We start from the raw sequence: 25,742 nt of genomic DNA, 5'->3' as shown, positions 1-25,742 counted from the left end.
GACCCTGGTTTCTCCGGATTAGATTCCTTGGAATTTAAATTTTCAAAAAGGGGGTCCGGATACTTGAGGTTTTTCTTTTTTCCATTCTATGTGGGGCACACCTGGCCCAGGATTTATTGGTGAATGATCATCCAATTAATTGATAATGGATGCCCTAAAAAACACATTAACAGGCGATTGCAATTTACATAACTTAGGGCATCTGCCCCAATATTAGGAAGATTAGGTCAAACGACCTAATAATTGATAAAATATAAATCACAAAATTTTGCAGATCTGACTGTTATTGGAAAAATCAATGGGAAAGGACCGTTTTCTCCTTTACAAAATCCTTAAAATCGGAACTTAAGCCCGGTTCCTGAGGTGTTTTATACTTTCCTCCCTCCACTTGAGCAGGAAATTTAAAATAGTCTTTTAAATGAGGGATGTATTCCAGCAGAATTGCCGGATGGCCAAGCGAAATATGATTAAAAAGAACCAGGTGCTGGTGAATCTGTCCCATATCCCCTACGTGAGGCACTACCGGAATGGAATATTTCCTCGACAGGAGGCTGATCAGGATAAATTCGGATACGCCACCCACTCTAACGGCATCCACCTGATTAAAAGACATGCAGCCTGACTGAATAAAATTTTTGAACATTATTTTGTTCGGCACATGCTCTCCAAGGGCGATTGGAATCGGTACCTCCTTTGAGAGGGTAATGTGGGCCTGAATATCATCGGGATGGGTAGGCTCTTCTATCCAGAAGGGGTCTATCACCATTAGTTTCTTGCAGGTAGCTACCGCTTTCGGAAGGTGCCATTGCTGATTGGCATCCAGCATGATGGTCGCTTTTGCTCCCGCAGCCTTGCGAACCAGTTCTGCCCTGCGAAAATCCCTTTCCTCATTAATGGAACCGACTTTTAATTTTATGGCTGTAAAGCCCTGATCAATCGATTTTTTAATATTAGTGGTCAGCTGCTCATCAGAATAATTAAACCAGCCGATGGACGTGTCATACCCCGGATAACCGTTTTTAAGTATGCCCATCCGGCTACTCTTCCCAGCCTCTTGGTTTTTCATTAGCCGGATGGCTTCCTCTTTGGTTAGGATGTCTTCGTAATAGGAGAAATCCAGCGTATTGATCAACTCTTCCGGAGATAGGTCTACCAGCAATTGCCACAGCGGCTGGCTCCTGGATTTAGCCCAAAGGTCATAACAAGCATTTACCACCGAGGCCAGGGCCAGGTGAATCACTCCTTTGTGCGGCCCCAGCCACCTGAGGTTGGGGTCGTCGGCCATCTTTTTGTAGGTGGATCCAAAATCAGCCATAAGCTCATTTATTTCCCGGCCTTCAACGTGCCGAACCAAATAATCAATGGCGCCACATACCAGCCTGTTCCCGGCACCCAGCGTAAAGGCCAGCCCAACTCCCTCCAACGAAGTATCCGTTTGTAATTTGCATACCGCATAGGCATAGGTGGGCGTAGAATGAACCGCATCCGAACCGGCACCATTTTCCAAAGCAAACTGGACATCCTGAGATTTGCCGGTTTTAATAAGAATTGATTTCTTCATTGATTTTGCATGTTAAGGTTGCTGCCCGGTAGTCGGTAAACGAAACTAAAGAGCCTGCAACGAATAGTTATTTTCAGCCCCGTTTAGTCGAAGGCCAATCCACTTTGTTCACTCGATTCATATAATTTTTCGACCAAACGCATGGTTTGGAAGGCATCTTCCACCGCATTTGGAAAAGCTGCGGAAGGGTTTTTTAGGTGGTTTTGTAACGATGCCATGGGGCCAATAAATGCCTGTGGAAACCAGTCTCCAGTCAAAGGAAGCTCCTGCCAACCCTTCTCTTTAGCCTTTTTGCTGTAATATTCGAATTTCGAAGGTCTGCCTTTTGGATAATCAAAGGAGACCCCGATTTGTATCTTAATGGCACCCTCGGTTCCTTCTATTTTTAGATAAGATTCCTGGTGTTTCGATCCGTAATCGTGCCCATGATTGGTCAGGATACGGGCTTGTCTAAACCTGTCGTAGTCCAGAACGATCGTGCTTCTGGTTGCCGCTAATGAGGTACTATTCGGGTGTTTGATCGTATTGGCATACACCTGAGCAGGATCGCCAAAAAAGTCCCTGACCGTATCCACGTAATGGATGCTATGATATAAAATCTCCAGCCTTGGTTTGTTTTTCAGGAATTCCCATAATTCCCAGGGGGTATATACACATACTTTAAACTCCATATCAAACACTTCCCCGATCAGCCCCTGACGAATCACATCTTTTGCAGCTAACATAAATGGCGCATGCCGAAGTTGAAAATTGATAGCTGCCACAAGAGATTTTTTTCGACAGAGGTCCCGAATTTCGCCGGCCTCCTTCAGGTTCTCACCCATGGGTTTCTGTATCAACACCGCCGATCCATCGGGTAACTGCGGTAACATTTCCAGGATTTGGTCGGCGGGAACTGCCAGATCAAACACAGCTCCCACTTCCCGGGCCTTCCGGAGTAGCAAATCCAGCGAATCAAATGCACCCTGCACCATACCAAAGGTCTCCGCCAGTGATTTCGCTTTGCCTGGACTTAAATCATAGATGCCGGCGACAGGGAACTGCGCCATAGCATAGGCAGGCAGGTGGGCATCGCGCACAATTCCGCCTGCTCCTATGATGACAATGGGAAGCGGGTTCTCAGGAATTACCGGGCTTTGGTTAAGTTGCATTTTTTAGAATAATATTATTTTTTTCAGCTACAGGATTTATTTTTTTATTTAATAGAAAGTCCAGTACAGGATCAACATGGAGAGTATTAAAACGACACTCAGCCAATTAACAAGGGTGGAAGGACTGCGGACTTTTAAGTAAAACCCAGGGAAAATGACCTGGTCTTTTTTATCAAAATAGGAAATAGCGGCATAGAGCAAGGAAGAGAAAATGAAGAAAAGATAGGTTTGCTTTAGCCAGTTGATGCCCATGCCATCCGGACTGGATATGTAATTCGAAATCCCTCCGATGGGTAGGTACTTTTCTACAATAAAAACCGAAGCAGCGAACAAACTGCCGATCAACAGGGTGTAAAACGCAGCATTTGCCGTTCCCCTGGAAGATAGTATTCCCAACAGGAAAACGGCTACGATGGAGGGTGCAAGTATGGAAAACATTTGGTTGATCAATTCAAATATGGTCCCCAAATTCCCCAGGAAAGGCGACCAAATCACGGCTGAAAGTAAGACCACCACTCCCGTAACCCTTCCGATAAAGATTTTTCTCCTGTCAGGTAGGTTGGGATTAAGTTTATTGAATACGTCATATACAATCAGCGTGGAGCAACTATTGATAGCCGCAGCCACACTGCTCATGACTGCAGCCAGGAGGGCCGCCACCATGAGCCCTTTCAGTCCGATCGGCATTAAATGGGTTATCATTACTGGCAGGACACTTTTGGTGTCATTCCCAATTTCTTGTCGGAATAAAGCAAAGGCTAAAATTCCGGGAATGACCATGATGAATACGGGAAGTATTTTTAGGAAGCCGGCAAATAATGCGCCTAGCTTTGCCTGCTTTTCTGAGCGGGCGCCTAATACACGCTGCACGATGGTCTGATCCGTGCACCAATACCAGATCCCCAAAATCAGGTGTCCGAATAGCATGTCGGTAAAAGAAAACCCCGTTTTTGCGGTGTCGAAACTTACAATTTTAAAGCGATTGGGGTCTACAGCCATTTTTAACTCCTCATAAGAAGTAATGCCGATCTCTGGCAACCGGTAGATGGCCAGTAGGGTAATGGTAAATGAACCGGCAATTAAAATGACTGTCTGAACCGCTTCCGTAATTACCACGGAAGTCAATCCTCCAACAATCGTATATACCCCAGTCGCCAGAGCTATGATGACAATCGAAACCGGAATGCTTAGTCCGAATACATTCTCAAACACGACGGCACCGGCATATAAACTTACCCCAATGTGCATAAAAAGCGCCGCAAGGATACTGAATATGGCCAACACCACTCGGGATCGGGAATCATAGCGTTTTTCCAGAAACTGGGGCAGGGTGGTGATTTTGGTGCGCAAGTAAAAGGGAATGAATACAAAGGCAAGAATGAGGAGTTCGATTCCAGAAAACCACTCAAAATTCCCCCAAACGATGCCATCCGTAAATCCGGATTCCGCCAGGCCTACGAGGTGCACGGTAGAAATATTGGAGGCAAAGAGAGAAGCACCGATAACAGCCCATGACAATGACTTGCCCGCCAAAAAATAGCCCTCGCTCGTTTGTTTCTTTTTCCGAACGGAAAAAAGCCCGATACCGACGATGCCTAGCAGGTAGCCTACGATGACCAAAAGGTCTACTAATTCAATTGAATTCATAGCATACAGTTTGTTTCACGGAGCAACCTAACCTGAATAGAAAGCCGGTTGGTGAATTTATCTTCCGAGCTCCCGATCTGGTTAATAAGACCTATCCTTCCAAAGGCCATTCGGATGCCTACCTGCATTTTTTTTAAAACTAATCCGGCCAAAAATATATAATCTAGGGCAAAGGACCTAAAAATACTTTTAGAATTCTTCTGAGGCGATAACCCTGGAGGATTAGGTCTGGTGGAAAAAACGCTAAGATTGATGCAATCGTCTATCCCCAACCTTTTACAGAGTAGTTAACTAGTGTTCCCTAGTGGGCTTACCTTCTACGATAAACACCTATCAAGTTTTAATGATCAGAGGTTTGATGGATTCGGTTTTCAAAAAAAGGGGTGTGTGAAAAAATCTATAAGTTTATAATATTAAAACCTTAGATATAAAATATTGATTTTACCTTATTTCCATATATAAAAAACCGTGTATAAGCTGTTTTATAAACCAAAATATTTTGCTATCTTTATTTGACATTTTGTTGGATGGGTGCGCTTGATTATGATTGGTGAGGTTTTATCAATGCAGATTGATTTTAAAAGGAAGAATGGGCTTAGGAAATCCATCTAAATTGCGAGGGTTTGTGAGGAAAAAGCTGTAACAATAAAACCTTTGTCAACATTGGTTTTCTATTATACATCTAAACAATACTACTTATGAGCAATTTACAAATTAGTGCACGATTTCAAATCCATAATGGAAAATTAGAAGCGTTTAAAAAGCTCGCAAAAGAATGTCTCTCTGTCGTAAAAACAAAGGACAAGGATACGCTTCAATATGACTGGTACTTTGACAAGGAGCAAACCGAATGTGTTCTCAGGGAAACGTACCCCGACTCCAATGCCTTACTAGCGCACCTGGGTAATTTAGGAGACTTGTTTGGAAAAATTCTTTCACTAGGTGAATTTTCCGCTGAGGTATACGGGCAACCTTCTGAAGAACTTCTAAATGCAACAAGTGGCCTAAAAATAAAGATTTATACCTTTTATCAAGGTTTATAATTCGGTGGCATCTTGCATTCTACAATTAGACAGGTACTGTGCAATAGCGCATTTAAGGAGCCGGATCAATTTGGAAAAACACATTATCAATAAAAAGGTCGCTTCCCCGAAACGGAGAAAGTCTACGAAATCCAATTCTTGATAAAAAGCCCTGCGGGGCTTTTTTTTGTTCACATTTCCAGGGTAAACGGTCTATCCAACTTTAAAAGACCTCAAAACCTAAAATTATAAACCTTCAGTCTAACCACCTTTTTTCATCTTTCGTTTTTATTTAAGTTTGAAATTCCATAATTCAGACAGATGGCTTCCAAAAAATTTAAAAAAAGATTAAGAAAAGCTCGTTATATCATTTATAAAGAAACCAGCCACAATCCGATTGATAATCTGTGGGCTTTTTTTGGATCTTTGCTAGCACTTAGCGGAATTGGTTTGTTACAAATTTTATTTAGCAATGATGAAAATCAAGATTTCTTATTCCTGATCGGCGCATTCGGAGCGACTTCTGTTTTACTTTTTGGAGCCCCAAATAGTCCACTCGCCCAACCCAGAAATATGATATTTGGAAGTCTTATTTCAGCGATTATTGGCGTAACGGTTTACAGATTATTTGATTCAAGTGATGTTATCTGGTTGACCCCGGCACTGGCTGTATCTCTGTCGATTTTAGCCATGCAGTATACGAAAACATTACATCCTCCTGGTGGCGCAATCGCCTTAATAGCAAATATAGGTTCCTCGGAAATCAGAGAGATGGGCTATTTCTACGTTATCAACCCCGTTTTGACAGGTGTTATGATCCTCTTCATTGTAGCCTTAATTTTCAATAATATTTCCAAAAATAGGATTTATCCCTACAGAAATGTCACTATCCGAAAACTAGGGTATTTTCAAAAAATACTCTATTGGAGACCGCATTCCTAGAAAAGTAAATTCAGATTAAGTTGTGGCCTTTAATAACTGAATCGGTTTTTAGATAAGTGATGCCAACATGAGCATCACATCAGGCACCTGGCTTTGATCTGGATTTGGATCGCACAATATTAAAGGATTGCTCATTTTTGAGTTGGCTCAATTCCGTGTTGCTGTCGTAGAAAGGGTAATCCTTCAGTAATTCCTTACCAACTTGAAAATTTTCCTTTATAATTGTTTTTGCCGAAACGACCGGCGTAAACCTTTTTGAATTATATAGCTTCGCCCACCGATTCTCCTTGCCATTAATCAGATCACTGATAATTGAACCTGCCGCAGTGCCGCACACCAATCCATCTGCAGCAAAACCGGTCGCAATGTATACATTGCTGTCACCGACACTTGTACCGATATAGGGTAGATGATCGGCGGGACGGTAATTTTGTGTTGCCCAAATACGATCAATACGATCTATATCGAAATGTGTACGAAGGTATACTTCAAGTCCTTGGTAACTGGACTTCATTTGATCTTCCTTGCCTACCGAATCGTTGCCTAAAAGGTACCTGATATTCCTTTAGGTAAGATCATGCTTCACTAGTTGATAGCCGTACGGAGCTTTTTTCTGTAAACAAACCTGCCCCTATCGCCAGGACACCAAAAATGACATGTGGCCAAAAAACCAAATCTGCAAAATCATTCATCCCAGGTAAAGGATGCGACGACCGGATAGTGATCGGATAGCCGATCCGGTGTTCCTGTGTTGACCACTTCAGCTTGCGTACATCTGAATTCAAAATAAGGACTAACCAGGATGTAATCAATTCGTTGCTGGTAGCTAGCACGTTGTTCAGCGGATAGATCTTGCGTGATTAATGGAGTCGGGAAGGATGTCTTCTGATTTTCTTCGGTATGGGTTTGGACCACGTCTATCAAGGGAAGCGATAAAAACCGGGACATGACGCTGTAGTCAAAGGTGCCGTTACGTAGTGTCTGGAATGCTTCCGCACCCTTTTCTGCGAATCGCAGGCTATCCCCTTCCCGATTGCGTCGAAGGGTTTCCGGATGGGCCCGGTCAAATCCCGCGTCAAAAGGAGAATGGGCATTAAAATCCCCGACAACCATATACTTGTCCTGCTGGTTTTTGACCAGAACATTTTCGATATAGGTTGAAACAATCTCTGCTTCCGATCGCCGGAATTGCCAATCCTGGGGACTGAGGTGGACCACCAGAAAGTCGATGTCACGGGTTTTGGCGTGCAGCATCCCATGCCAAAACCCTCCCAGCATACGGCTTTTAAGTTCCAGTGGTGTCTTCGAAGTAATGCCTATCGGATACCCATCTTCTTTTAAAAGCAGGGAATAGGGGTGGCCCCACTCAAGGGCCATCTGCGCTAGCTTCTCAGGAGTAAAGGCATTGAGCTCCTGAAACCCGATTACATCCGGGTCCTGTTCCTGAATCCACTGAACCATGGCCTTTTCCCGTTCCGCATCCTTACCCCAGTCAAATCCATTCCAGATATTGTAACTGATGACTTTTAACGATTGATTTTGGGCGGATGCGTTTCCCTGAAGAAAAACGAGCGTTGCCAGGATAAGAAAAAGCCGGTTCATTCGATGGGGGTTTGGTTGGTTAAAAATAGCAAATTTTCAACGAAAGCTCCTAATGGAGCGTGTTTCAACCATAGTCCGCAAGAAACTGACCCCTAATTTGGTTTTGATTAAAATGACCTGTTCCGTTTTCACCGAATTGAAATAGGCTCCTACATAGTACCTTGCTTTTGTCCAGCCTTAAATTGCAAAAACATTAAAGTCTGGTGTTCACGACACTGTTATACATGGATCCAAAACTATAGGCGACTCCAAATGTTACCGAGACCCCATAGTCGGTAGCCAGCTGCCGCTGCTGTAACAAAATGTCTTCTACTGATATATCTCCTGCAGGCAGGGATAACTGGTCCCGCACGATGTCAATTTCAGACCTTAAGTTGACCGACAACCCTTTATAGATTCTCCAGGAAAGGTCACTTTCAAAAGAAAGCCGGTTTTTGCTCATATCATGTAAGAACTGAGATCCTTCAAGCTCCACCCGTAACGAACCCCATGGTTGTCGGATTCTCACGCCAAATTCCAGTGCATGATTGGGAAGGGTTTCTGCAAGTTTTCCAAATACGGTTTCTTCCATATAACTTCGCTTGTCAAATCCTGCGCTGTAGGCGAGGGTAACTTCCTTTCGAAGCGCTTCTTTATAAGGATAAAAACTGTATTCAATAGCGGGCCTTACTGAAATTCCAAAGTCAATATTTCCATAAGTCGAAGAAATCATGGTGTTGAACAAACCTACCGACCAATGGGAGTTGATACTTTTTACTGCGCGCCCATAAAATCCATTCCGGTGAAGGATACTCTGGAATTCTTCCTCGTTTCTAATGAAATTTATTCGATTATAATTGAAATAGGGACGAAGGCGAATTCGCCAATTTTCGGTAATATGATCCGCAGAAAAGCCGTATCTCAGGTCAAGAGCACTTTTACTTGTTTCTTTTTCAAAGTTGATGCCTCCATAAATCTCAAAAATCCAGTTGTTCCAGTTATCCTTTTCAGGGGCCTGCTGAAGTTCCACGTCAGAAATAGAAACAACAAGTTTCTCAGCTATCGAAGTGTGGGCCACATAAGGTACTAGACCTAATTTTATAATGGAATTCAGTCCTTTTCTTTCTTCATCTCTGGTAGAAGTTTGGAGAGAGGTGTATGTCAATTTGTTGTTGATTCCTTCAAACTCACCTTTTCCTATAAATGAAAGAGAGAATGCACGTCCACCGCTGCCGGTACCTTGAGAATTTATAAAAAGATGCACTTGTCCTAAGGTCGGATCTCTAACATATTTGACAAAATCTATTTGCTGTCGGATAAAGTTGTTGTCGCAGCCTCGGCAATCCAAAAACACTGAAATAAAATCCTGACTCCGTATTTCCATGGTTTTTATACCTGATGAATCATTTTCTGAAGCGTCTATAATGGTCTGGGAAGCAAGTGTTCCAGTAAAAATCAAAAAAACGGATGCGATTACTAATGTTTTATTCATATGGGAATTGGTACTTGGAAAATTAATCAAACTTCTAAGCTGGTGATAATTTGTCTAATAGAGGGGGCGAAAGGGCATTTTTAAAAAACAGATAACTCTCTCTGGAATTTTCAGTCTATTGGGTATATAAAAGGATTAAGTCGATTTTATAGTTCAACTAAATACTGTTTTTAAAAGGTTTTAATGAAATTAGTCCAAATTTTAAATAGAAAACCCATTCTCAAAGGCTTTTTCTTCGGAATTCATTGTCTAATAAAAAAATCCCTGCTATTAACCTGGTAGCAGTGTGTAAATGGAAAAGCGGCCGATGTGGTCGGAAAGGACGATTTAATCCGCTATTTTTCGTTAATGGTTCCAGTTAGCCAGTGAGTCAAAAATCTTACCCCTTCCTCCACTATCGCCTCATGACCTCCTTCATGTAGTATGAGTTCTATCCGTTCTGGCATTTTTAGTTTATGATAATGAACCATTGCTTTTTCATACTCTTCCACAACCTGTGGCCAATGCGCTATATTGTCTTTCTTTCCATGCTGAATCATCAATGGCCGTGGAACGATCAGGGAAACGAGATCGTAATCTGAAAATTCTGTCAACCAGCCATTAAAAAAAGCATGTTCTTCCCTTGGTGAAAAGCTCGAGTAGCGCTCATCCGGCACCGCCATTTTATTTCTTCGTTGATTGAACCAGGCCGAAACCACCCCTGCTTTTATGCGGGGTTCAAGAGGCATCCAGAACATGGTCGCCATCCCTCCCAGGGAAACGCCCCACATCCCGACTCGTTCTGCATCCACCCGGGGATCTGCGAGTACAACATCCAACAGGTGCTGGACCCGAACCAATTCTATGCCGGGCAAACTGGTACCCGCCAGGCGAGCGTAGCGTTCCACATTATTTCGTCGCTCTACAGATCTCAGGTTCATCGGCAGCAGCACCGCAAACCCGGCGCCGAGCAGTGCTTTGGCGTACTCATGGTAGGCACCGGTAGAAAAAGGTGTTTCCGGTGTGCTGCCAATGCCGTGTTGCACAATGATCAGCGGTACCGGATGCTGTTCGCTGGTCCCTTCCGGAAAGGCGAGTACCGCTTCCGCTGTCAGCAAGCCCAAAGGAAGGGTAAGCCATTGGGCCTTTATTTCACCCAGGGGATGGGGTTTATTTTCGAGCGGTCCGGTCTTGGAGAGTACCGGAGGGCTCAACACTTCTTCCCATCGCCTGCGGTTGGGGCTGACGCTTCGTTCAAGGGCGGCAGGGCTGCTGTAATCGCGGTTCCACCGGTTGGCTGCACGGGCCTCGTACTCCTCTACCAGAAAATGCCGCAGGTAATTTTCCAGTTGCTCTTCGTAGGCATCCGTACGGGCGGTTTCCACTTCCGGCGCGATCAGCTCCGTGTTTTGAGCGACCGCTTCCTGGAAACCGGCAAGCAAAACCCAAGCAAGAAAGCATATCCCGGGGTAACACATTTTATTATTCATGTTTTTAAGGTAGGAAATTCCTGTCTTTAATTGGATACCTCCTGCAAAATAATTGTCCCCATCTACTTGATAGCCGCCTAAAGACAATTATAAATATATGAAATCGAGCATGACGAAAACGTCACACGGAGGGATGACTATAAAGCATGCGAGATTCCATATGGCCGCTGAAAAAAAAATATAAACAGATGAAACCAATCAACAAAAAAAAAACCGAACCAGGGAGTATTAGACCCGCAGGATGATCCAGGAAAAGTTTGCTCCTGTTTTATTTCGTTTTATCGGCATCTTGAATAAATTCTAAAGAGGGCATTAAAGGATTAAGCCTCACCTGGACAATTATCGCTTTAAGTTTACCAATCAGCATGTGAAATAATGGTTGAATATCAGACCATTGAATCGGGTTTTTATATCATAAAATTTGTTTATGTGGTTTTTTAGTTCAAAATTAGGCTTATGAAAAGTCTTCTAATTTTATTTTTAATAATACTTTCATTTTATTCCTGTGATCAATCCTCATCTGGGAATGAGAATGTGAATGGATTGGAGGTTTCCATTGATACGGTCTTGATCGATACAGGAGAGGATTTTATCAACCTGCGTTCCGGGATTTATTTTTCGGGTCTCAGCAATGATGGCAAGTACCTTTTTAATTCTGGCGGGACAAGTCCCTACCTGGAAAGGATAAATTTGGAGACCTTGAAGTTTGAAGAAAAGATGGATTTTGACGAGGATGGGCCCAATGCATTTGGTGATTATGTATATGGGGTAAGTTCGGATGTCAACAACAATTTGATTTTGACGAGTCATTTTTCCACAAGTATTTTCAACATTGAAAAGCAAAAACTGAAAAAGTATCTTTTAATTGGACGAGATTTTAAAGGGGATCAACTAGTAAAAAGGGAGCAATTTACCTCGAAAATTATTCCTACAAAGGATTATAAAACGATTTTTGGCCTGGTGCAGAATCATGATACCGGAGAAATATTTTTTGCAATTTTAAACGAGGAAACGGATGTTTTAAGAAAAGTAAAACTAAATGGATTTGAGAAGGCAAAAGATTTTACGGTAAGGTACCAGCAAGGAAGAGGTGCATCCGTTTCTCCCCAAAACACAGAAATTGTTCGATTGGGAAATAAACTCGTCATCACCAATCCCGTGTTTAGCAAAATCGCCGTATATGATTTAGTCGAGGAAAACTTGAAGTATTATGCCTGCTTACCAACACTAACAGCATCAGAAAAAGTAGGTAACTATACCAGGGAGGTCAATTCAAGAGAAGAATTTAACATTCGAAAAATAGAGATCGGGAAAGAGGTCACCTTTTTACCCTTAATGAGAGATTCAACTAATAACCAGTATGTTAGAATTTCAATCTTAGGTCTACCAAAGATGAATGAAAAAGGCCTTCCGGAAATGAATGACCACAAAGTGTTTATCAGTATTCTCAATGATTCTTTTGAAGTGATCAAAGAGGCAGCGGTAGCAAATGGTATTGGTAAACTTTTTTCGACTCCCATACCGCAAAAACCATTTATGAAAGACGGAAAAGTATGGCTTTATCTTAATGTCAATGACGAATTGGCTTTTGTCCGGTTGGCCCTTGATGCATAGCTGTTTTTCCCAATTTGAAAATGCCTGCGATGCACAAGTATGGTAATGTGATATTGAAGAAGGGTGTGTTTAAGACTGAGAGGCTATTTGGGGATTGGCACAACAAGATCAGGATGAATACCATTGAACCACAAACCGTAATCATCAAACTTTATGATGGTGAAGGTAACCCAACCATGACATGGACCCGTTCTATTCAAGGATGAATAACCCCGTTATCCTACGGGAAAGATCCGTATTTTTTGTGTCAATTTTCAAACCATTATCTTCTGCAGTTGCCCCAATCAATAAGTCGGGAATGGCTATCATCATGTTGTTCAGTTTTAAGTTCTTTTGAATACTAACCGCTTCTCCCGCCATTGGCTAAATTTTTTTCTATTATTTTCAAACTCCTTTTATTTTTTCATCGCCCATTACCGGGCCATTGGCGATTATACTTTCTAATTCATCAGAAGCATCGACATTTTTTTCAAAAGAAATTTTCTCAATTTCTGCTTTCAGTTTAATCCCTTCATCAAAAGAAAATTGGTTGTTCATAGCAATCAGCTGGTTAATGTAGTCGCTGCCAGGTGAGTGAATACTGGGTGATTATTTTTGGGGTGATTTCTGGAATATGAGGCTTTACCGGTAGATGTTTCAAGATAGGGTCGGATAGGTGCGCAAATTTAAAACATATGCAATTTTGTTTGTTTTGGAATCTGTTAAACCCAAAATAGTGACAATTTGAAAAGGGCAGGAGCGGTGTTCAATCATTCAGTAATATTTTTTGCAGAAAAAGAGTGGCTTAACTTATTTTTAAATATTATTATAAGTATAGTTTTGTAATAATTCCGTATATTTTAGTTTAAATTGGGTCAAGCAGTAAATTGCTCATTATGAGGATTTAAAGATAATAGCCAGTCAAATTGAATGGGTTTAAAATTGAGAGCAATTGAAATGGGACTCACTTAAACAACAGAGAAATGCGAAAGTTGAAACTATGTAGCTTGGAGCTTATTAATGTACCATATAAAAGTCAATTGACCAGGGCAGGTGAATTCCAGGGTTGGAAATGTTTACTATTTTCAGTTCTATTTTATATCTCCTCTGCTTGCCAGGAGAAGGGCACTGAACAGGGTAGTCAGATAACAGCCTACTCGCTAGATACGGTTATCATAGACTCAAAAGACCGAATATTGGATTTGTCAGGGTATATGCAGCGTACAGACTTGAATACTGATGAAAGATCCTTTTTCCTGTATAATCGCCATGATCATTCCATTGACGAAATTAACCTCGATCGGAAAACGTTTGTGAGATCCTTCCCCCTGGATGCTGAAGGACCCAATGGGGTAGGCCAGTATATTTTTGCTTTGCAGTCTTTGAAGGATAACCTGCTGTTTCTAAAATCCATACCGTTTTCCTCGGTGATTGATAAAAGCGGGCGTGTGGTGCAAAAAGTCAATTGGCTTTCAGCCAAGGATTCCTTAGGGGGGCCATTTGGTGATGTTCCGCCGAGAACGGAGTTAATTGTGGACATCGAGGACTGGCGGGTGGTGGGAACCAATCTCGATTTTATGAAAGAGACGGCATTTTTGGGAGTTTTTTCAGTCCTGGATAACCGGGTTAAGAATATCGATATAGATTCCAAGAATTCCTTTTCCGGCTATTTCTTGAAAGCTGGAACCAACTTTCGTCCCCCATGGGTATATCTCACTTCTGACGACAACCATATATATGTCACCCACGAATATTCCAATGAAATAATCCTATTTAATCCAGCGGGTGAGCTTGTAAAAGTAGTTGATTACGAACCAAAACTGACGCCTAAGAGGCCTAAATTGCCGGAAATTTTAAATGGAACCCGGGAGCAAATTAGAAAGGAGCAACGAAAGCTTGGGGAACAAGTCTATTTTCAACCCCCGGTATGGGACAAAGTAAACCGACGGTATTTCCGATTGTCGGCACAGTGGATCTACGGAGATGGATCTGATGAAACCGCATCGTTTCCCAAGGCCAGGGTGTTTTTGTCGGTGCTCGATGCTGAATTTGACCTCGTTGGAGAGGTTGAACTCAAAGAGCTGTTTTCCGCGAATTACAAGTATTTTGCGAAGGACGGGAAGCTTTGGGTAAGTCAGAATTTCTCGGATGAACTTGGATTTTTTGTTTTTGATCTATAAGGAGTACCCCTTGTTCAATCCCTGAAAGAGAAATTTCAATCAAAAACAATTTTACGTACCTTTAAGCGATGAAAGGATGGGTATTTCCATTGGTGTTATTAATCGGCTGGTTCTCCATAGTACCCTGTTGCGATGCAGCAAATCATAAGGAGGCAGAGGTTGATAGGTGTACAGGGGAGTCCCAAACAGCGGGAGAGGAATGCCCTGACGAACTCCCATGCTCTCCCTTTTACAGCTGCGGGGCCTGTGCGGGCTGTATTTCTCCAAAAACCTTGCTATTGGATTTAAAGGCTGCTAATCAACCGGTTTCCTTGTTATTTTTTGACTATTCTTTTAAACTACCTATTGGTGATTTATTTCTTCCTTTGAAGCCCCCTCGAACATTTTTTCAGCTTGCCTGATCAACCGTACTTTTCCTTTTATTATTCACCTTAATTCTATCCAAAAAATGAAATATTTATTTGGGCTGATGTTGGTCTTGCTATTGACCAATGAAGCCTTTACCCAATCCGCAGTTGACTATCAGGTTAAGATCATTGATGCCGAGTCAGGACAGCCCCTTCCGGGCGCTACGCTTCAGTTTTTAAATACTACTCTGGCTGCGGTAGCCGATGAAGAGGGAAAAATCAGTTTTGATTCGATTCCTTCCGGTACCTATATCATTGAAGTAAGATTTTTGGGATACCGAACTGCCAGATTGGAACGCAAATTTCCGCAGAATCAGACCCAACCTGATCTTATTGCCCTTCATTCACAGGAGGGTGAAATGGAAGCCATTGTGGTCCAGTCTATGCGTTCCAGCCGGGTGATCGAGGATGTACCTACCCGTGTGGAAGTCATCGCCGGGGAGGAACTTGCCGAGAAAGGCAATATGAAACCCGGCGATATCCGCATGTTGCTTAATGAAAGTACTGGAATTCAGACGCAGCAGACCTCCGCCACAAGCTACAATTCCAGTATCCGTATTCAAGGTCTGGACGGAAAGTACACACAGCTATTGCGGGACGGCCTGCCACTTTATGCGGGGTATTCCGGTGGGCTGAGTTTAATGCAGATCCCTCCGTTGGATTTGGCACAGGTGGAAGTGATCAAAGGTTCCGCTTCGACGCTCTATGGAGGAGGTGCCATCGCAGGCCTGGTGAATTTAATTTCAAAGCGGCCACAAGAAGATGGAGGCGTAGATCTGATGGTCAATGGTACTTCGGCTTTGGGGCTGGATGCCAGCGCTTTTTATTCTGAGCAATTCGAAAGCCTGGGGACCACACTATTTGTTTCCTATAATAAGGGGAATGCCTATGATCCTTCTTCGGTGGGATTGACGGCGATACCTGAGTTTGAACGATTCACTGTCAATCCCAAGGTGTTTTGGAATCCGAATGAGGAGTCGGAGTGGATGCTGGGCTTTAACTGGACCAGGGAGGATCGATTGGGAGGCAATTTGGACTACATCGAAGGGGAGTCCGTGAACGATCCCTATTTTGAGCGAAATGAAACGGACCGCTTTTCTACGCAATTGAGTTACCAAAAGAAATGGGAAGGGAATAAGGTATTGGAATTTAAAAACAGCCTGAACTTTTTCGATCGAAAGATCTCTTTACGGGATTATCAGTTTGGTGGTAAGCAATTTTCCTCTTTTTCCGAACTGAATTTCCAAATGCAAAGCGGCAAAACTGAATGGATATCCGGAGTCAATCTGTGGACCGAAAATTTTGATCAAAATAGGGGAGACCTGTCCGATCCGTTGGATTATCAGTTGAATACGGTGGGGGCATTTGTACAGAATATTTGGAATATGGCCGAAATGTGGACCTTGGAATCCGGGTTTAGGCTGGATTATCAGAATGACTACGGGCTATTTCCCTTGCCAAGGCTTTCTCTGATGATGGAGCCCTCTGAGCGATTGACTTTCCGGCTGGGAGGAGGGCTTGGATACAAATCTCCGACAGTATTTTCAGAAGAAGCAGAACGGATTTCCTTTAGAAATGTACAGCCTATCAATCCTTCCCAGTTTGATGCGGAACGATCTGCCGGAGCCAATCTGGACATCAATTATAAATTGGCGCTGGGTGAAGAGCTAACCTTGAATACCAATACGCTGTTTTTTTATACCCAGATTCAGGATCCACTATTATTGGTTGCGGAGGGGTCGGAATTTAAATTTCGCCAGCCTGAGGGTCAGATTCAGACCCAGGGATTGGAGCTCAATTTGAAGTGGAACTACCGGAATTGGAAGCTGTTTTTTGGATATACCTTTTCGGATGTCGAGGAACGGCAAGGTGGTATTAGCAAGGAATACCCACTGGTGGCCAAACATAGACTCAATAATGTGCTGATGTATGAAAAGCATGAAGATTTTTGGATTGGACTGGAGGCCTATTATTTCAGCCCACAGCTCTTGAATGATGGTCAGACAGGACAGTCCTATTGGATTGTGGGATTGATGTCTGAGAAGAAGTTTGGGGAGAATATATCGGTTTTCCTGAACTTTGAGAATTTCCTGGATACCCGTCAGACAGCTTTTGATACCATCTATACGGGCTCCATCAGCAACCCCCAGTTTAGGGATATCTATGCCCCGGTGGATGGGTTTGTGATTAACGGTGGGGTTAAGTTACATTTTTAAATCGGATCAATTAAATTCATCTTCATGGCCTACTTTTAGGGGAGCTTACACAGCCATTTATCTTTTTAGGAAAAAGGTGCCTGTAAAAGAATATTAGTTTTAACATCTTTCTTCGGAATAATGCTGTATTTCCACCTTACAATGGTTAATTTGTAATCTAAAAATATATTCGGTATAACTAAATGGTTTTGTTCGTTCTCCAAAAATTACATAGTATGAGAAATTTTCTGTTTCAAGTTCAGGCCCTCTTTTTGTTGGGGTTATTATTCTCTTTTTCAGATCCTGATAGCAATATCATAGCAACTGGAAAGCAGCCGCAACTTAGTATAGATTTTAAAGGTGTGGTTAGAACTGTTTTTGGCAGAAACGACAGTATATTTTGCTCTACTTCAATAGATGATGGAAATTCTTTTTCAAAACCTGTATTAGTGGGTAAGGTGTCCCAAATGCACCTGGGGATGACCAGGGGGCCTCAACTTGCCAGCTCAAAAAATTACTCGATAATTACCGCCATGGACAAACCGGGAAATATCCATTTTTTTCAATTGGATCATTCTAATGGTATATGGAGCAAAAAAGGCCTTGTAAATGACATTCCATCCCCTGCACCCGAAGGTCTAATGAGTATTGCAGCAGATAAGCAAAACAACTTTTATGCGGTATGGTTAGATTTACGGAATGACAGAAAAAATAAAATAGGTTTTTCCTCTTTATCTGCAAAGGAAGGCAAATGGGAAAATAATTCAATAGTTTATACCTCACCGGATGGGACGGTATGTGAATGTTGTAAGCCAAACATTGCTGTAGAGGGTTCTCAGGTAGTGATCATGTTCAGAAACTGGTTTGACGAATCAAGGGATCTCTATTTTATTCAATCTGCTGATAGGGGGAAAACCTTTGGGATAGCTCAAAAATTGGGAAATGGCACCTGGAAACTCAAAGGTTGCCCAATGGATGGAGGAGCAATAACTTTGGGTAAAAACTCGGCGATACATACTGTTTGGCAGCGGGAGGGAAAGATTTTTTATGCACAACCACAAAAGAACGAGATTCAAGTTGGAAATGGGCGTTCTTGCTATATAACAGGCAATAATCATCCAGTTATGACATGGCAGGAGGGCAAAAAATTGAAGGTGCAAGAATTGGGTTCTGCAAGTCCAGTTACAATCGGCGAAGGCAGCTTTTTAGTGGCAATCAGAACAACAGATAATAAAATAGTTTATGTGTGGGAAAAAGAAAATACCATAGTTTTTAAAAAAAGCCAGGGAAGTATTTTATAGACAACACCACTTCATTTCTTTTTCAGTGGTTGCAAAAAAAAAGGAACCGCTTGTGGGCATGAGACTGTGGAAAGCCAAATAATAGTACAGAAACAGACGGGATAAAGAACGAATATTGGATGCGTCAGGGTATATGAGGGTTTCGGACTTGGTGATGATGAAAAATCCTTTTTCATATCTAATTACCATGATCATTCCATTGACGAAATTAACCTCGATCGGAAAGAGTTTGTGAAAACCTTTCCCCTGGATGCTGAAGGGCCCAATGGGTTAGGAAATGCTATCTATGGGCTGCAGTATTTAGATGATGATAACCTATTTTTTCCAAATCAGTGCCTTTCTCCACGATTATCGATAGAAAGGGGCGTGTAGTTCAAAAGGTCAATTGGCTTTCAGCAAAGGATTCCGTAGGAGACCCATTTGGTGCTGTACCGCCGAGAATGGAGTTAGTGGTGAACACCAGGGATTGGCGGGTAGTGGGAACCAATTTCGATTTTATGAAAAAGACGGCTTTTTGGGAATTTTTTCAGTCCTGGACAATCGGGTTAAAAATATCGATATAGATCCAGTGAATTCCTTTACTGATTATTTTTTGAAAGATGTCAATTACTTACGTGACCCTTGGGTATTTCTCAATGTTGACGGGAATTATATTTATGTAAGCCACGAATATTTCAATGAAATAATCCTCTTTAACCCAGGGGGTGAGCTTGTAAAAGTAGTCTAGAATTTAATCACAGCGATGTGAAATTACGAAAAGGGGATAGTTTTGGAGCGATTCATTGTAGGAAGGATACAAAAATCCCGCGAATTTTTTGAAGGCACATGAACATGACTCGTATAACCATAGGCTCTTTGTTTTTGAAATGTACAGGTGAAAGATAAATATTCCATCATAGCTTGGAAGGCTTATCGCACATGCTCCAAAACTGTCTTTTCTGTTTTTGAGGATACTTCCTTTTTTTGTTCTTCCCCTGCAGCCTGGCCAATCTAACATCTAGGTTTTACATCTGGCGACTATCTGGCGAAAGCTGATGCTCAAGTTGTGGTTTTTCACCTTATCAAATACTGCTCTGGCGCTATAAAAGCCCGCGGGTAGAGATTGCCAACAGGAGTGAGAAATTGTATATACCGGGGAAAAGCTATAAGAAAATCTATCCTTTTTTTAAGGGCAACTTGTATAAAAATTCGGCAATAAAAGCGGTTTATTATTAAGATAAAACTTTTAGGGGCCGGTCTGTTGCTTCCACTATTTTTTTTCTGATCACAAAATCCCCAAAGTGTTCCTCTTTTTTCCGCTCCTTTGCATAGGCTGCAATGATGGGTTCCAGCTCTTGCAATATGGCATCTTCCGAAAGCATTTCTTTATATAAGGTGTTCAAACGATCCCCGTTATGGCTCGCACCCATATAGAGATTGTACCTTCCAATAGCACGGCCTACAAAGCCGATTTCTCCCAAAGATGATCGGGCACAATTATTAGGGCAGCCGGTCATTCGAATGTTGATTTCATCCTCTTCAAGACTATTTTTCCGCATAATTTCATCCAGCTTGTCAATCAGGGAAGGCAAGTAACGTTCAGCTTCCGCGAAAGCAAGTCCACAGGTATTTAGGGCAACACAGGCCATAGAATTTTTGCGCAGCCCGGTAAGCTTTGGATTATTTAAAACGCCGCTATCCACCAAAATGGCTTCAATGGTTTTTTTATCTTTTCCCTCTACGTTGGCAATAATTAGGTTCTGGTTTCCGGTAAGTCGAAAATCTCCCTTTAGTATTTTGGCTATTTCCCTTAATGCTTTTTTAAGTTGGTAACCTTCCTCATCTTTTATCCTGCCATGTTCTACAAATAAGGTGTAAAACCATTTGCCATTTGTTCCTTTAACCCATCCATATTTATCACCGTTGGTATCAAATTTAAAGCTCCGTGGACTTTCAATTTCCCAACCAAGTCGTGTATGCAATTCATTTACCAACCAATCCAATCCCCTGGTATCGATGGTATACTTGAACCGGGCATTTTTCCTGTCTTCCCGGTTACCAAAATCCCTCTGGATAGCGATAATTGTTTCGGCAACTTCAATAATTTTATCTTTTTTGACGAATCCAATTACGTCTGCCAGACGGGGATAAGTAGTTTTCTCACCAAAGGTACTTCCAAGTCCACCGCCTACACATACATTAAATCCCTTTAATTCATTATTTTCTTCAATGGCAATCAGACCTATATCGTTCGCAAATACATCAATATCATTATTGGGGGGGATAGCTATGGCAATCTTAAATTTCCGGGGTAGATAATGTTTATGATATAAAGGCTCCACATCGGGGCTTCCGGCCACTTTTTCCTTATCCAACCAGATTTCATGGTAAGCGGTAGTTTTAGGAAGAAAGGCCTCGCTTAATAGGCCAGCCATTTCATATACTTCCTCATGGATGGGCGACTGGTATGGATTTGGACTGCACATCACGTTCCTGTTAACGTCACCGCAGGTTGCGATAGTGGTTAACAACGCCTCGTTTACAGCTTTGATTGTTGGTTTAAGGCTGCGTTTTAGGATCCCATGAAACTGAAACGACTGCCTTGTGGTAAGTTTCATGGTGCCATTACCATTCTTATCTGAAAGTTCATCCAAAACAAGCCATTGTTCAGGAGTGGTAATTCCACCCGCTGCCCTCACCCTCACCATAAATTGGTAAAGGGGTTCCAGTTTCTGCTGTTTACGCTCACTATCCAGATCCCGGTCATACTGCTGATAAGATCCGTGGTATTTAATGAGCTTCGTATCATCCGGATCCAGGGCACCCGTCAGGGGATTGCTTAAGCTCTCCTTAATGGTTCCCCGCAGGAAATCACTTTTATCTTTAATGAATTCATCTTCTGATAGTTTCGGGTTATCCAATCGCTCTTCCATAAATCATTCAATTCTTTTCTGTAAAATACATTTATCCTCTGTTAATGCAAATGAGGTTGTGCTTCTTTTAATGGAATTTCAACCTTGGGGAAGTTATCAACCCAAAAGATCTCTGCGGTTGAAAGCAATGTACATTTTCAGTTTAAGTTCAATGTGAGTTATCTAATAGACATCTGACTGATAACGCTTTGATACCTGAAGATACTTTACATATTCTTCCGCTTTTTCAGGGGTTACCCCCCCTTGTTGCTGAATAATTTCCCTTAAGGCCATATCCACATCTTTGGCCATTTTTTTGGCATCGCCACAAACATAGAAATGAGCTCCTTTTTCCAGCCAGTCATAAAGCTCTTTTCCCTTTTCCATCATCCTGTGTTGCACATAATATCTCTGCTCCTGGTCCCGTGAAAAGGCTACATCTGCTTTTGTGAGTATGCCTTCTTTAAGATATTGCTGCCATTCCGTTTGATAAAGAAAATCAGTAGTGAAATTGCGATCTCCGAAAAAGAGCCAGGACGGACCTTTTTTCTCCGAAACCTCACGATGTTGCATAAAGGCCCTGAAAGGGGCAACTCCTGTACCTGGACCTACCATGATTACCGGAGTCTCGGGATCCGTAGGAAGCTTAAACCTACTGTTTTTATCGACAAAAACTTTGACTTTATCATCTACCTGAAGCCTGTCGGCAAGGGTCGTAGAACAATGTCCTTCTTTCTGCCTGCCAAAGGCGGAATAGCGCACAACAGATACACACAGGTGCACTTCATTTTCCACGGCATCCTGCGAAGAAGCTATGGAATACATACGGGGTGTATTTTTTCTTAATACAGAAAGCAACTCGTTTGCCTCAAATGTATGAGGCTCCTCTTCCAATAAATCCAAAAAATCACGTCCGGGCAGGTATTCAAGAATTTTCATATTATCTGAAAGGACCTCCTTTAGCTTTTTGCTCCCTGTTAATTCCTCATATTTAGATAAGTTTACTCTCGAAAGCGGGGTAAGCTCATAATCGTAAGTGAGCGCTTCTTTCAGGCTTTTTTCGCCCTTATGACTCTGTACTTTTTCATTTCCTGAAAGGTTGGTAGCACCTAACACCTTTTCTATAAGCAAAGGAGGATTGGCTCCATAAACCCCCAACGCATCACCTGGCTCATATTGCAATCCTGAACCTTCCAAATCCAGCTCCAGGTGTATGTTTTCCTTGGATGATCCTCGCCCATTCAGTCTTACCTTTTCCAGAATAGTTGCCTCAAACGGATTGTTTCTGGAGTATTTTTGTTCCTTAACCGGGACAGCAGTATTGATTTGTGTCTCTCCGGTAGACCCGGCATCTACAGATTTTGAAAGCCTCTGGAGAAAAGTCTGTTGCCATGCCTGGGCCTCTTCTTCATAATCCACATCACAATCCTGGCGGGAGATTACGCGCTGAGCACCGAGTTTCCCTAATGCATTATCAAAATCTTTCCCTGTCTGGCAAAAATCAACATAGCTGCTGTCACCAAGGGCCAGTACCGAAAATCGCACATGTGAAAGGTCAGGCGCTTTTTTGCTGTGCAGAAAATTATAAAGATCCTCTGCCTGTACAGGAGGCTCTCCCAATCCGTGGGTGCTTACAATTACTGCGAGATTGGTGATCTTCTTAAGGTTCCGGGGTTTAAAGGAAGCCATATCAGAAACTTCCGTTTCTATGCCCATCTCCTTCGCCTTTGAGGCCAGGCTATATGCCAAACCCTCGCTATTTCCCGTGTGGCTTCCAAACAAAATGCTGAGTTTTTCTGCCTGGCTTTCAGAGGCAGCATTTTTAGAAGCAACAGGTTGTTGATCCACCGTCCTAATTGTTGCAGGAGAAACCTGGCCAATACCTGAAAAAAATCCGCTCAGCCACTGAAGCTGTCCGGAATCTAGTCCCGACAGGGCTTCATTTAATTTTTCCGCCTGCGTATCATTGAACGGCCCTCTTTCCAATCCTTTCTTTATATCCATGGCAACAAAATTAGCGTGCAAGAAATTTAAATACCAATTGCAAATATTAATATTGGATAACCATTAGTTATAGGGAGAGCAATGTGAAATAATAATTGAAGGATATCGGGACCTCAAATCTGGCTCATTTTCAAAAGGAAATATCCTTAATTAAAGTTCTTCCAAAAAAGGAAATGGACTGATTGCCCTGTTATTTCTCTTACACGTGTATAATCAAAAATTATGGTTCCTAATCAAATATTGGATGATTAATGCGGGGAGCCCCCCTTCGGGTCCCTGAGGAGTTATAAAGTAGAAATCCCGGTGAATTTGCAACTTTTTAATCTCGATAATTTTCAGGGTTCCGTTTTTCAGCTCGTTGAGGATTGCATGTAAAGACACAAAGGCCATACAATCAGAATGCTGCATGTAGGATTTAATAGCTTCGGTACTTCCCAGCTGCATTTCGACCTGGAGTTCAGCAAGGTTAATTCCCTTTTGCTTTAACGCATCAGCAGTTACTTCCAGCGTTCCCGAGCCCGGTTCTCTCAATAAGAGAGGGATTTTTTTCAGCTCTTCCGGCATGATTTCATCTTTTTTTGCCAACGTATTTTTACTGCTGCACACCAGTACAATTTCGTCTTTTAGGAATGGCGTATAGTGAATTTCCCGGCGTTTGGATTTACCTTCAATCACCCCAACTTCAATTTTTTTATTTAACAGGGCCTGCTCAATCTGCTCGGAGTTTCCACTGAACAGTTCTACCCGTACATCCTGGTGGATCTTGTGAAACCGGGCCAGTAAAGGGGGTAAAATATATTGTGTAATAGATGTACTGGATCCTATATGGAGGACACCTTTAAAGGTTTGATTGAGTTGGTTTAGGTCGAATTCTATCTGTCTGTATATTTCCTTTATCTCTTCGGTATGTTTCAGAAGTACCTCTCCGGCAGGAGAAAGCTGCACCTTATTTCCTCTTCTGTCGAAAAAGGCAAGATTAAACTGGTTTTCCAGTTCCTTTATATGCTTGGTCACCGCAGGCTGCGTTATATGTAATTCTTCGGCAGCTTTCGTGAAACTTAACCTTCTGGCAACAGTATTGAATACTTTAAGACGGAAATCGAACATACATAATAATACCCATAAATGTCATTATCGCCTAATTTCAAAACGGTTATTGTGAAATCTATTTGGCCTTCAAAACTTCCTGATTCCCGAAATTATTTCAACCAATTTCAGGGTTATCGAGTAGTGATAGCAAATAATTGCGGTAGTAGCTTAGGGAATTCGCTAGTTTCAAGGATAAAGTCATACCGTACTCCTCTTTCCAAGCTCTTTTTATTCTCCATTGTCGGAAGGATTGGAAGTTCATACTTCTTCCATTCCGATTACGCACCCGCCAAATGCTTATGTACCCAAACGTATTTGAAGTCGTCTCGGAGCAAGTCTTCAACGATTCCTAATGTCGCGAAGTCGAGGATTATTCTAAAACAACCAGATGCCGTTTCGTAAATCGTATTAATGTTCTCTTGTAGGCTAACTTTCTTCATTTCTTAATGCACACCAACAATTTTTAGTGAGCATTTTTATTTTATTTATCAAATTCGCTTTCAATGTCAATGATTTTTTCTGACGTCCTTTTTCAACTTAATTCGTCCAAAATCCTCCTGTTTTCTATAGATGGATAAACCCTTTTACTGCTAAGCATCATTCCCTGATTCTTTTTTATTGCAGCTTTTCCAGTAACATGGCCTATCCTGTTTCCGGTTGTGAATTGTGATTAACGCAAAGATGGGGGCTGCGATCCATCCGCCAAGGGTACGCTTGGCCCGCTCAAAATATTGGATTTTCCAGAGGAATCCTTCCCCCATTTTTTTGCCCGGCCCTTGGCTATGGCAGCCGCCTTTCTCTCAATCAAATTTCAAACCTTAAATAGTAAACGTCATGTCACAATTTGAAATCGAGCATGACGAGGGCTACCTACGGAGGGATGATTTTAAAACATGAGAGATTCTCCCGATTTAGTATGGGACAGGCTATGTGACCTATAAAAAACAATTATTAACACATGAAATCGAGCATGACGAGATCGACACACAGAGGGATGATTATCAGGCATGCGAGATTCCATCTGACCGCTGAAAAAAAAATATAAACAGATGAAATAACCTACATCGGCAAAGGAACTCAGTTAAAGGATCTCAAAATTATCTGGGTATCCATCTCCAAAGAAACATTGGAGGAAATTCTTAAGGAACATCTGGTCGACCACGACGGCAATCAGAACTTGATATTTGAAGTCGCCTCGGTGAAAGAGCCGGATCAAT

Annotated in this window: 20 protein-coding genes; 8 read left to right on the top strand and 12 right to left on the bottom strand. The window is 42.1% G+C overall.

From position 1 onward, the window contains the following. Positions 1-295: 295 nt before the first annotated feature. The 3 genes from GKS34_RS20025 to GKS34_RS20015 all read right to left on the bottom strand — a co-directional run bounded on the left by GKS34_RS20025 (position 296) and on the right by GKS34_RS20015 (position 4,359). Positions 296-1,561: an enolase C-terminal domain-like protein gene (locus tag GKS34_RS20025; protein WP_163386764.1), complete on the bottom strand. Its 1,266-nt coding sequence runs from the start codon at positions 1,559-1,561 to the stop codon at positions 296-298. Between the two features lie 83 nt (positions 1,562-1,644). Next, on the bottom strand, positions 1,645-2,712 hold the full coding sequence (locus GKS34_RS20020; protein WP_163386763.1) for a Gfo/Idh/MocA family protein: 1,068 nt from the start codon (positions 2,710-2,712) through the stop codon (positions 1,645-1,647). 48 nt (positions 2,713-2,760) lie between these two features. Further along, positions 2,761-4,359 carry a sodium:solute symporter family transporter gene (locus GKS34_RS20015; RefSeq protein ID WP_163386762.1) on the bottom strand — a complete coding sequence of 533 codons (1,599 nt, stop codon included), beginning with the start codon at positions 4,357-4,359 and terminating at the stop codon, positions 2,761-2,763. Between the two features lie 698 nt (positions 4,360-5,057). Between GKS34_RS20015 and GKS34_RS20010 the strand changes: the two genes are divergently transcribed. Beyond that, positions 5,058-5,402: a putative quinol monooxygenase gene (locus GKS34_RS20010; protein WP_163386761.1), complete on the top strand. Its 345-nt coding sequence runs from the start codon at positions 5,058-5,060 to the stop codon at positions 5,400-5,402. A 300-nt stretch (positions 5,403-5,702) separates the two neighbouring features. Further along, positions 5,703-6,323 (top strand): HPP family protein, encoded by a 621-nt coding sequence (locus tag GKS34_RS20005; protein ID WP_163386760.1) that lies wholly within the window; start codon positions 5,703-5,705, stop codon positions 6,321-6,323. 79 nt (positions 6,324-6,402) lie between these two features. Here GKS34_RS20005 and GKS34_RS20000 read toward each other — a convergent pair whose 3' ends face one another. From GKS34_RS20000 to GKS34_RS19985, 4 genes are all read right to left on the bottom strand, one after another. After that, positions 6,403-6,837, bottom strand: a complete 435-nt coding sequence (locus GKS34_RS20000) for an FAD-binding oxidoreductase/lyase (RefSeq protein ID WP_163386759.1) — start codon at positions 6,835-6,837, stop codon at positions 6,403-6,405. A 170-nt stretch (positions 6,838-7,007) separates the two neighbouring features. Continuing rightward, positions 7,008-7,925 carry an endonuclease/exonuclease/phosphatase family protein gene (locus GKS34_RS19995; RefSeq protein WP_163386758.1) on the bottom strand — a complete coding sequence of 306 codons (918 nt, stop codon included), beginning with the start codon at positions 7,923-7,925 and terminating at the stop codon, positions 7,008-7,010. A 193-nt stretch (positions 7,926-8,118) separates the two neighbouring features. After that, on the bottom strand, positions 8,119-9,396 hold the full coding sequence (locus tag GKS34_RS19990) for a hypothetical protein (protein WP_163386757.1): 1,278 nt from the start codon (positions 9,394-9,396) through the stop codon (positions 8,119-8,121). A gap of 335 nt (positions 9,397-9,731) precedes the next feature. After that, entirely contained in the window at positions 9,732-10,865 is a 1,134-nt protein-coding gene (locus tag GKS34_RS19985) for a dienelactone hydrolase family protein (protein ID WP_163386756.1), read from the bottom strand. 456 nt (positions 10,866-11,321) lie between these two features. Between GKS34_RS19985 and GKS34_RS19980 the strand changes: the two genes are divergently transcribed. Both GKS34_RS19980 and GKS34_RS23795 read left to right on the top strand, forming a co-directional pair. Next, complete coding sequence (locus GKS34_RS19980; protein WP_163386755.1) at positions 11,322-12,479, top strand: DUF4221 family protein; 1,158 nt, start codon at positions 11,322-11,324, stop codon at positions 12,477-12,479. Positions 12,480-12,499: 20 nt separating this feature from the next. After that, the gene (locus GKS34_RS23795) at positions 12,500-12,685 is read left to right on the top strand and encodes a phage tail protein (protein ID WP_353960096.1); all 186 of its coding nucleotides are present in this window, start codon (positions 12,500-12,502) and stop codon (positions 12,683-12,685) included. Here the strand turns inward: GKS34_RS23795 and GKS34_RS19970 are convergent. Then, positions 12,672-12,839 (bottom strand): PIN domain-containing protein, encoded by a 168-nt coding sequence (locus tag GKS34_RS19970; RefSeq protein ID WP_163386753.1) that lies wholly within the window; start codon positions 12,837-12,839, stop codon positions 12,672-12,674. The two genes, GKS34_RS23795 and GKS34_RS19970, sit on opposite strands and share 14 nt — an antisense overlap. Positions 12,840-12,863: 24 nt before the next feature. Beyond that, positions 12,864-13,016 carry a hypothetical protein gene (locus GKS34_RS19965; RefSeq protein ID WP_163386752.1) on the bottom strand — a complete coding sequence of 51 codons (153 nt, stop codon included), beginning with the start codon at positions 13,014-13,016 and terminating at the stop codon, positions 12,864-12,866. Positions 13,017-13,441: 425 nt separating this feature from the next. On the opposite strand from GKS34_RS19965, the gene GKS34_RS19960 reads away from it, so the two are divergent. The 4 genes from GKS34_RS19960 (at position 13,442) to GKS34_RS23790 (ending at position 18,913) form a co-directional block, all read left to right on the top strand. After that, positions 13,442-14,638, top strand: coding sequence for a DUF4221 family protein (locus GKS34_RS19960; protein WP_163386751.1), 1,197 nt, complete (start codon positions 13,442-13,444; stop codon positions 14,636-14,638). A gap of 448 nt (positions 14,639-15,086) precedes the next feature. Further along, a complete protein-coding gene (locus tag GKS34_RS19955; protein ID WP_163386750.1) occupies positions 15,087-17,261 on the top strand; it encodes a TonB-dependent receptor in 2,175 nt (724 codons plus the stop codon). A 215-nt stretch (positions 17,262-17,476) separates the two neighbouring features. Beyond that, positions 17,477-18,541, top strand: a complete 1,065-nt coding sequence (locus GKS34_RS19950) for a hypothetical protein (protein WP_240459382.1) — start codon at positions 17,477-17,479, stop codon at positions 18,539-18,541. Between the two features lie 114 nt (positions 18,542-18,655). Further along, positions 18,656-18,913 (top strand): DUF4221 family protein, encoded by a 258-nt coding sequence (locus GKS34_RS23790; RefSeq protein WP_163386858.1) that lies wholly within the window; start codon positions 18,656-18,658, stop codon positions 18,911-18,913. A gap of 839 nt (positions 18,914-19,752) precedes the next feature. Here GKS34_RS23790 and cysI read toward each other — a convergent pair. The 3 genes from cysI to GKS34_RS19930 all read right to left on the bottom strand — a co-directional run bounded on the left by cysI (position 19,753) and on the right by GKS34_RS19930 (position 24,543). Beyond that, the gene (cysI, locus tag GKS34_RS19940) at positions 19,753-21,453 is read right to left on the bottom strand and encodes an assimilatory sulfite reductase (NADPH) hemoprotein subunit (protein WP_163386749.1); all 1,701 of its coding nucleotides are present in this window, start codon (positions 21,451-21,453) and stop codon (positions 19,753-19,755) included. Between the two features lie 162 nt (positions 21,454-21,615). Next, complete coding sequence (locus GKS34_RS19935) at positions 21,616-23,436, bottom strand: assimilatory sulfite reductase (NADPH) flavoprotein subunit (RefSeq protein ID WP_163386748.1); 1,821 nt, start codon at positions 23,434-23,436, stop codon at positions 21,616-21,618. Between the two features lie 213 nt (positions 23,437-23,649). Continuing rightward, entirely contained in the window at positions 23,650-24,543 is an 894-nt protein-coding gene (locus GKS34_RS19930; protein WP_163386747.1) for a LysR family transcriptional regulator, read from the bottom strand. Positions 24,544-25,742: the final 1,199 nt, after the last annotated feature.

Origin of the sequence: Cyclobacterium jeungdonense (assembly GCF_010994275.1) — a bacterium.
Classification (GTDB): Bacteria; Bacteroidota; Bacteroidia; order Cytophagales; family Cyclobacteriaceae; genus Cyclobacterium; species Cyclobacterium jeungdonense.
The sequence above is the reverse complement of the archived record's forward strand: the minus strand, read 5'-3'. Positions and strand labels throughout refer to the sequence as shown.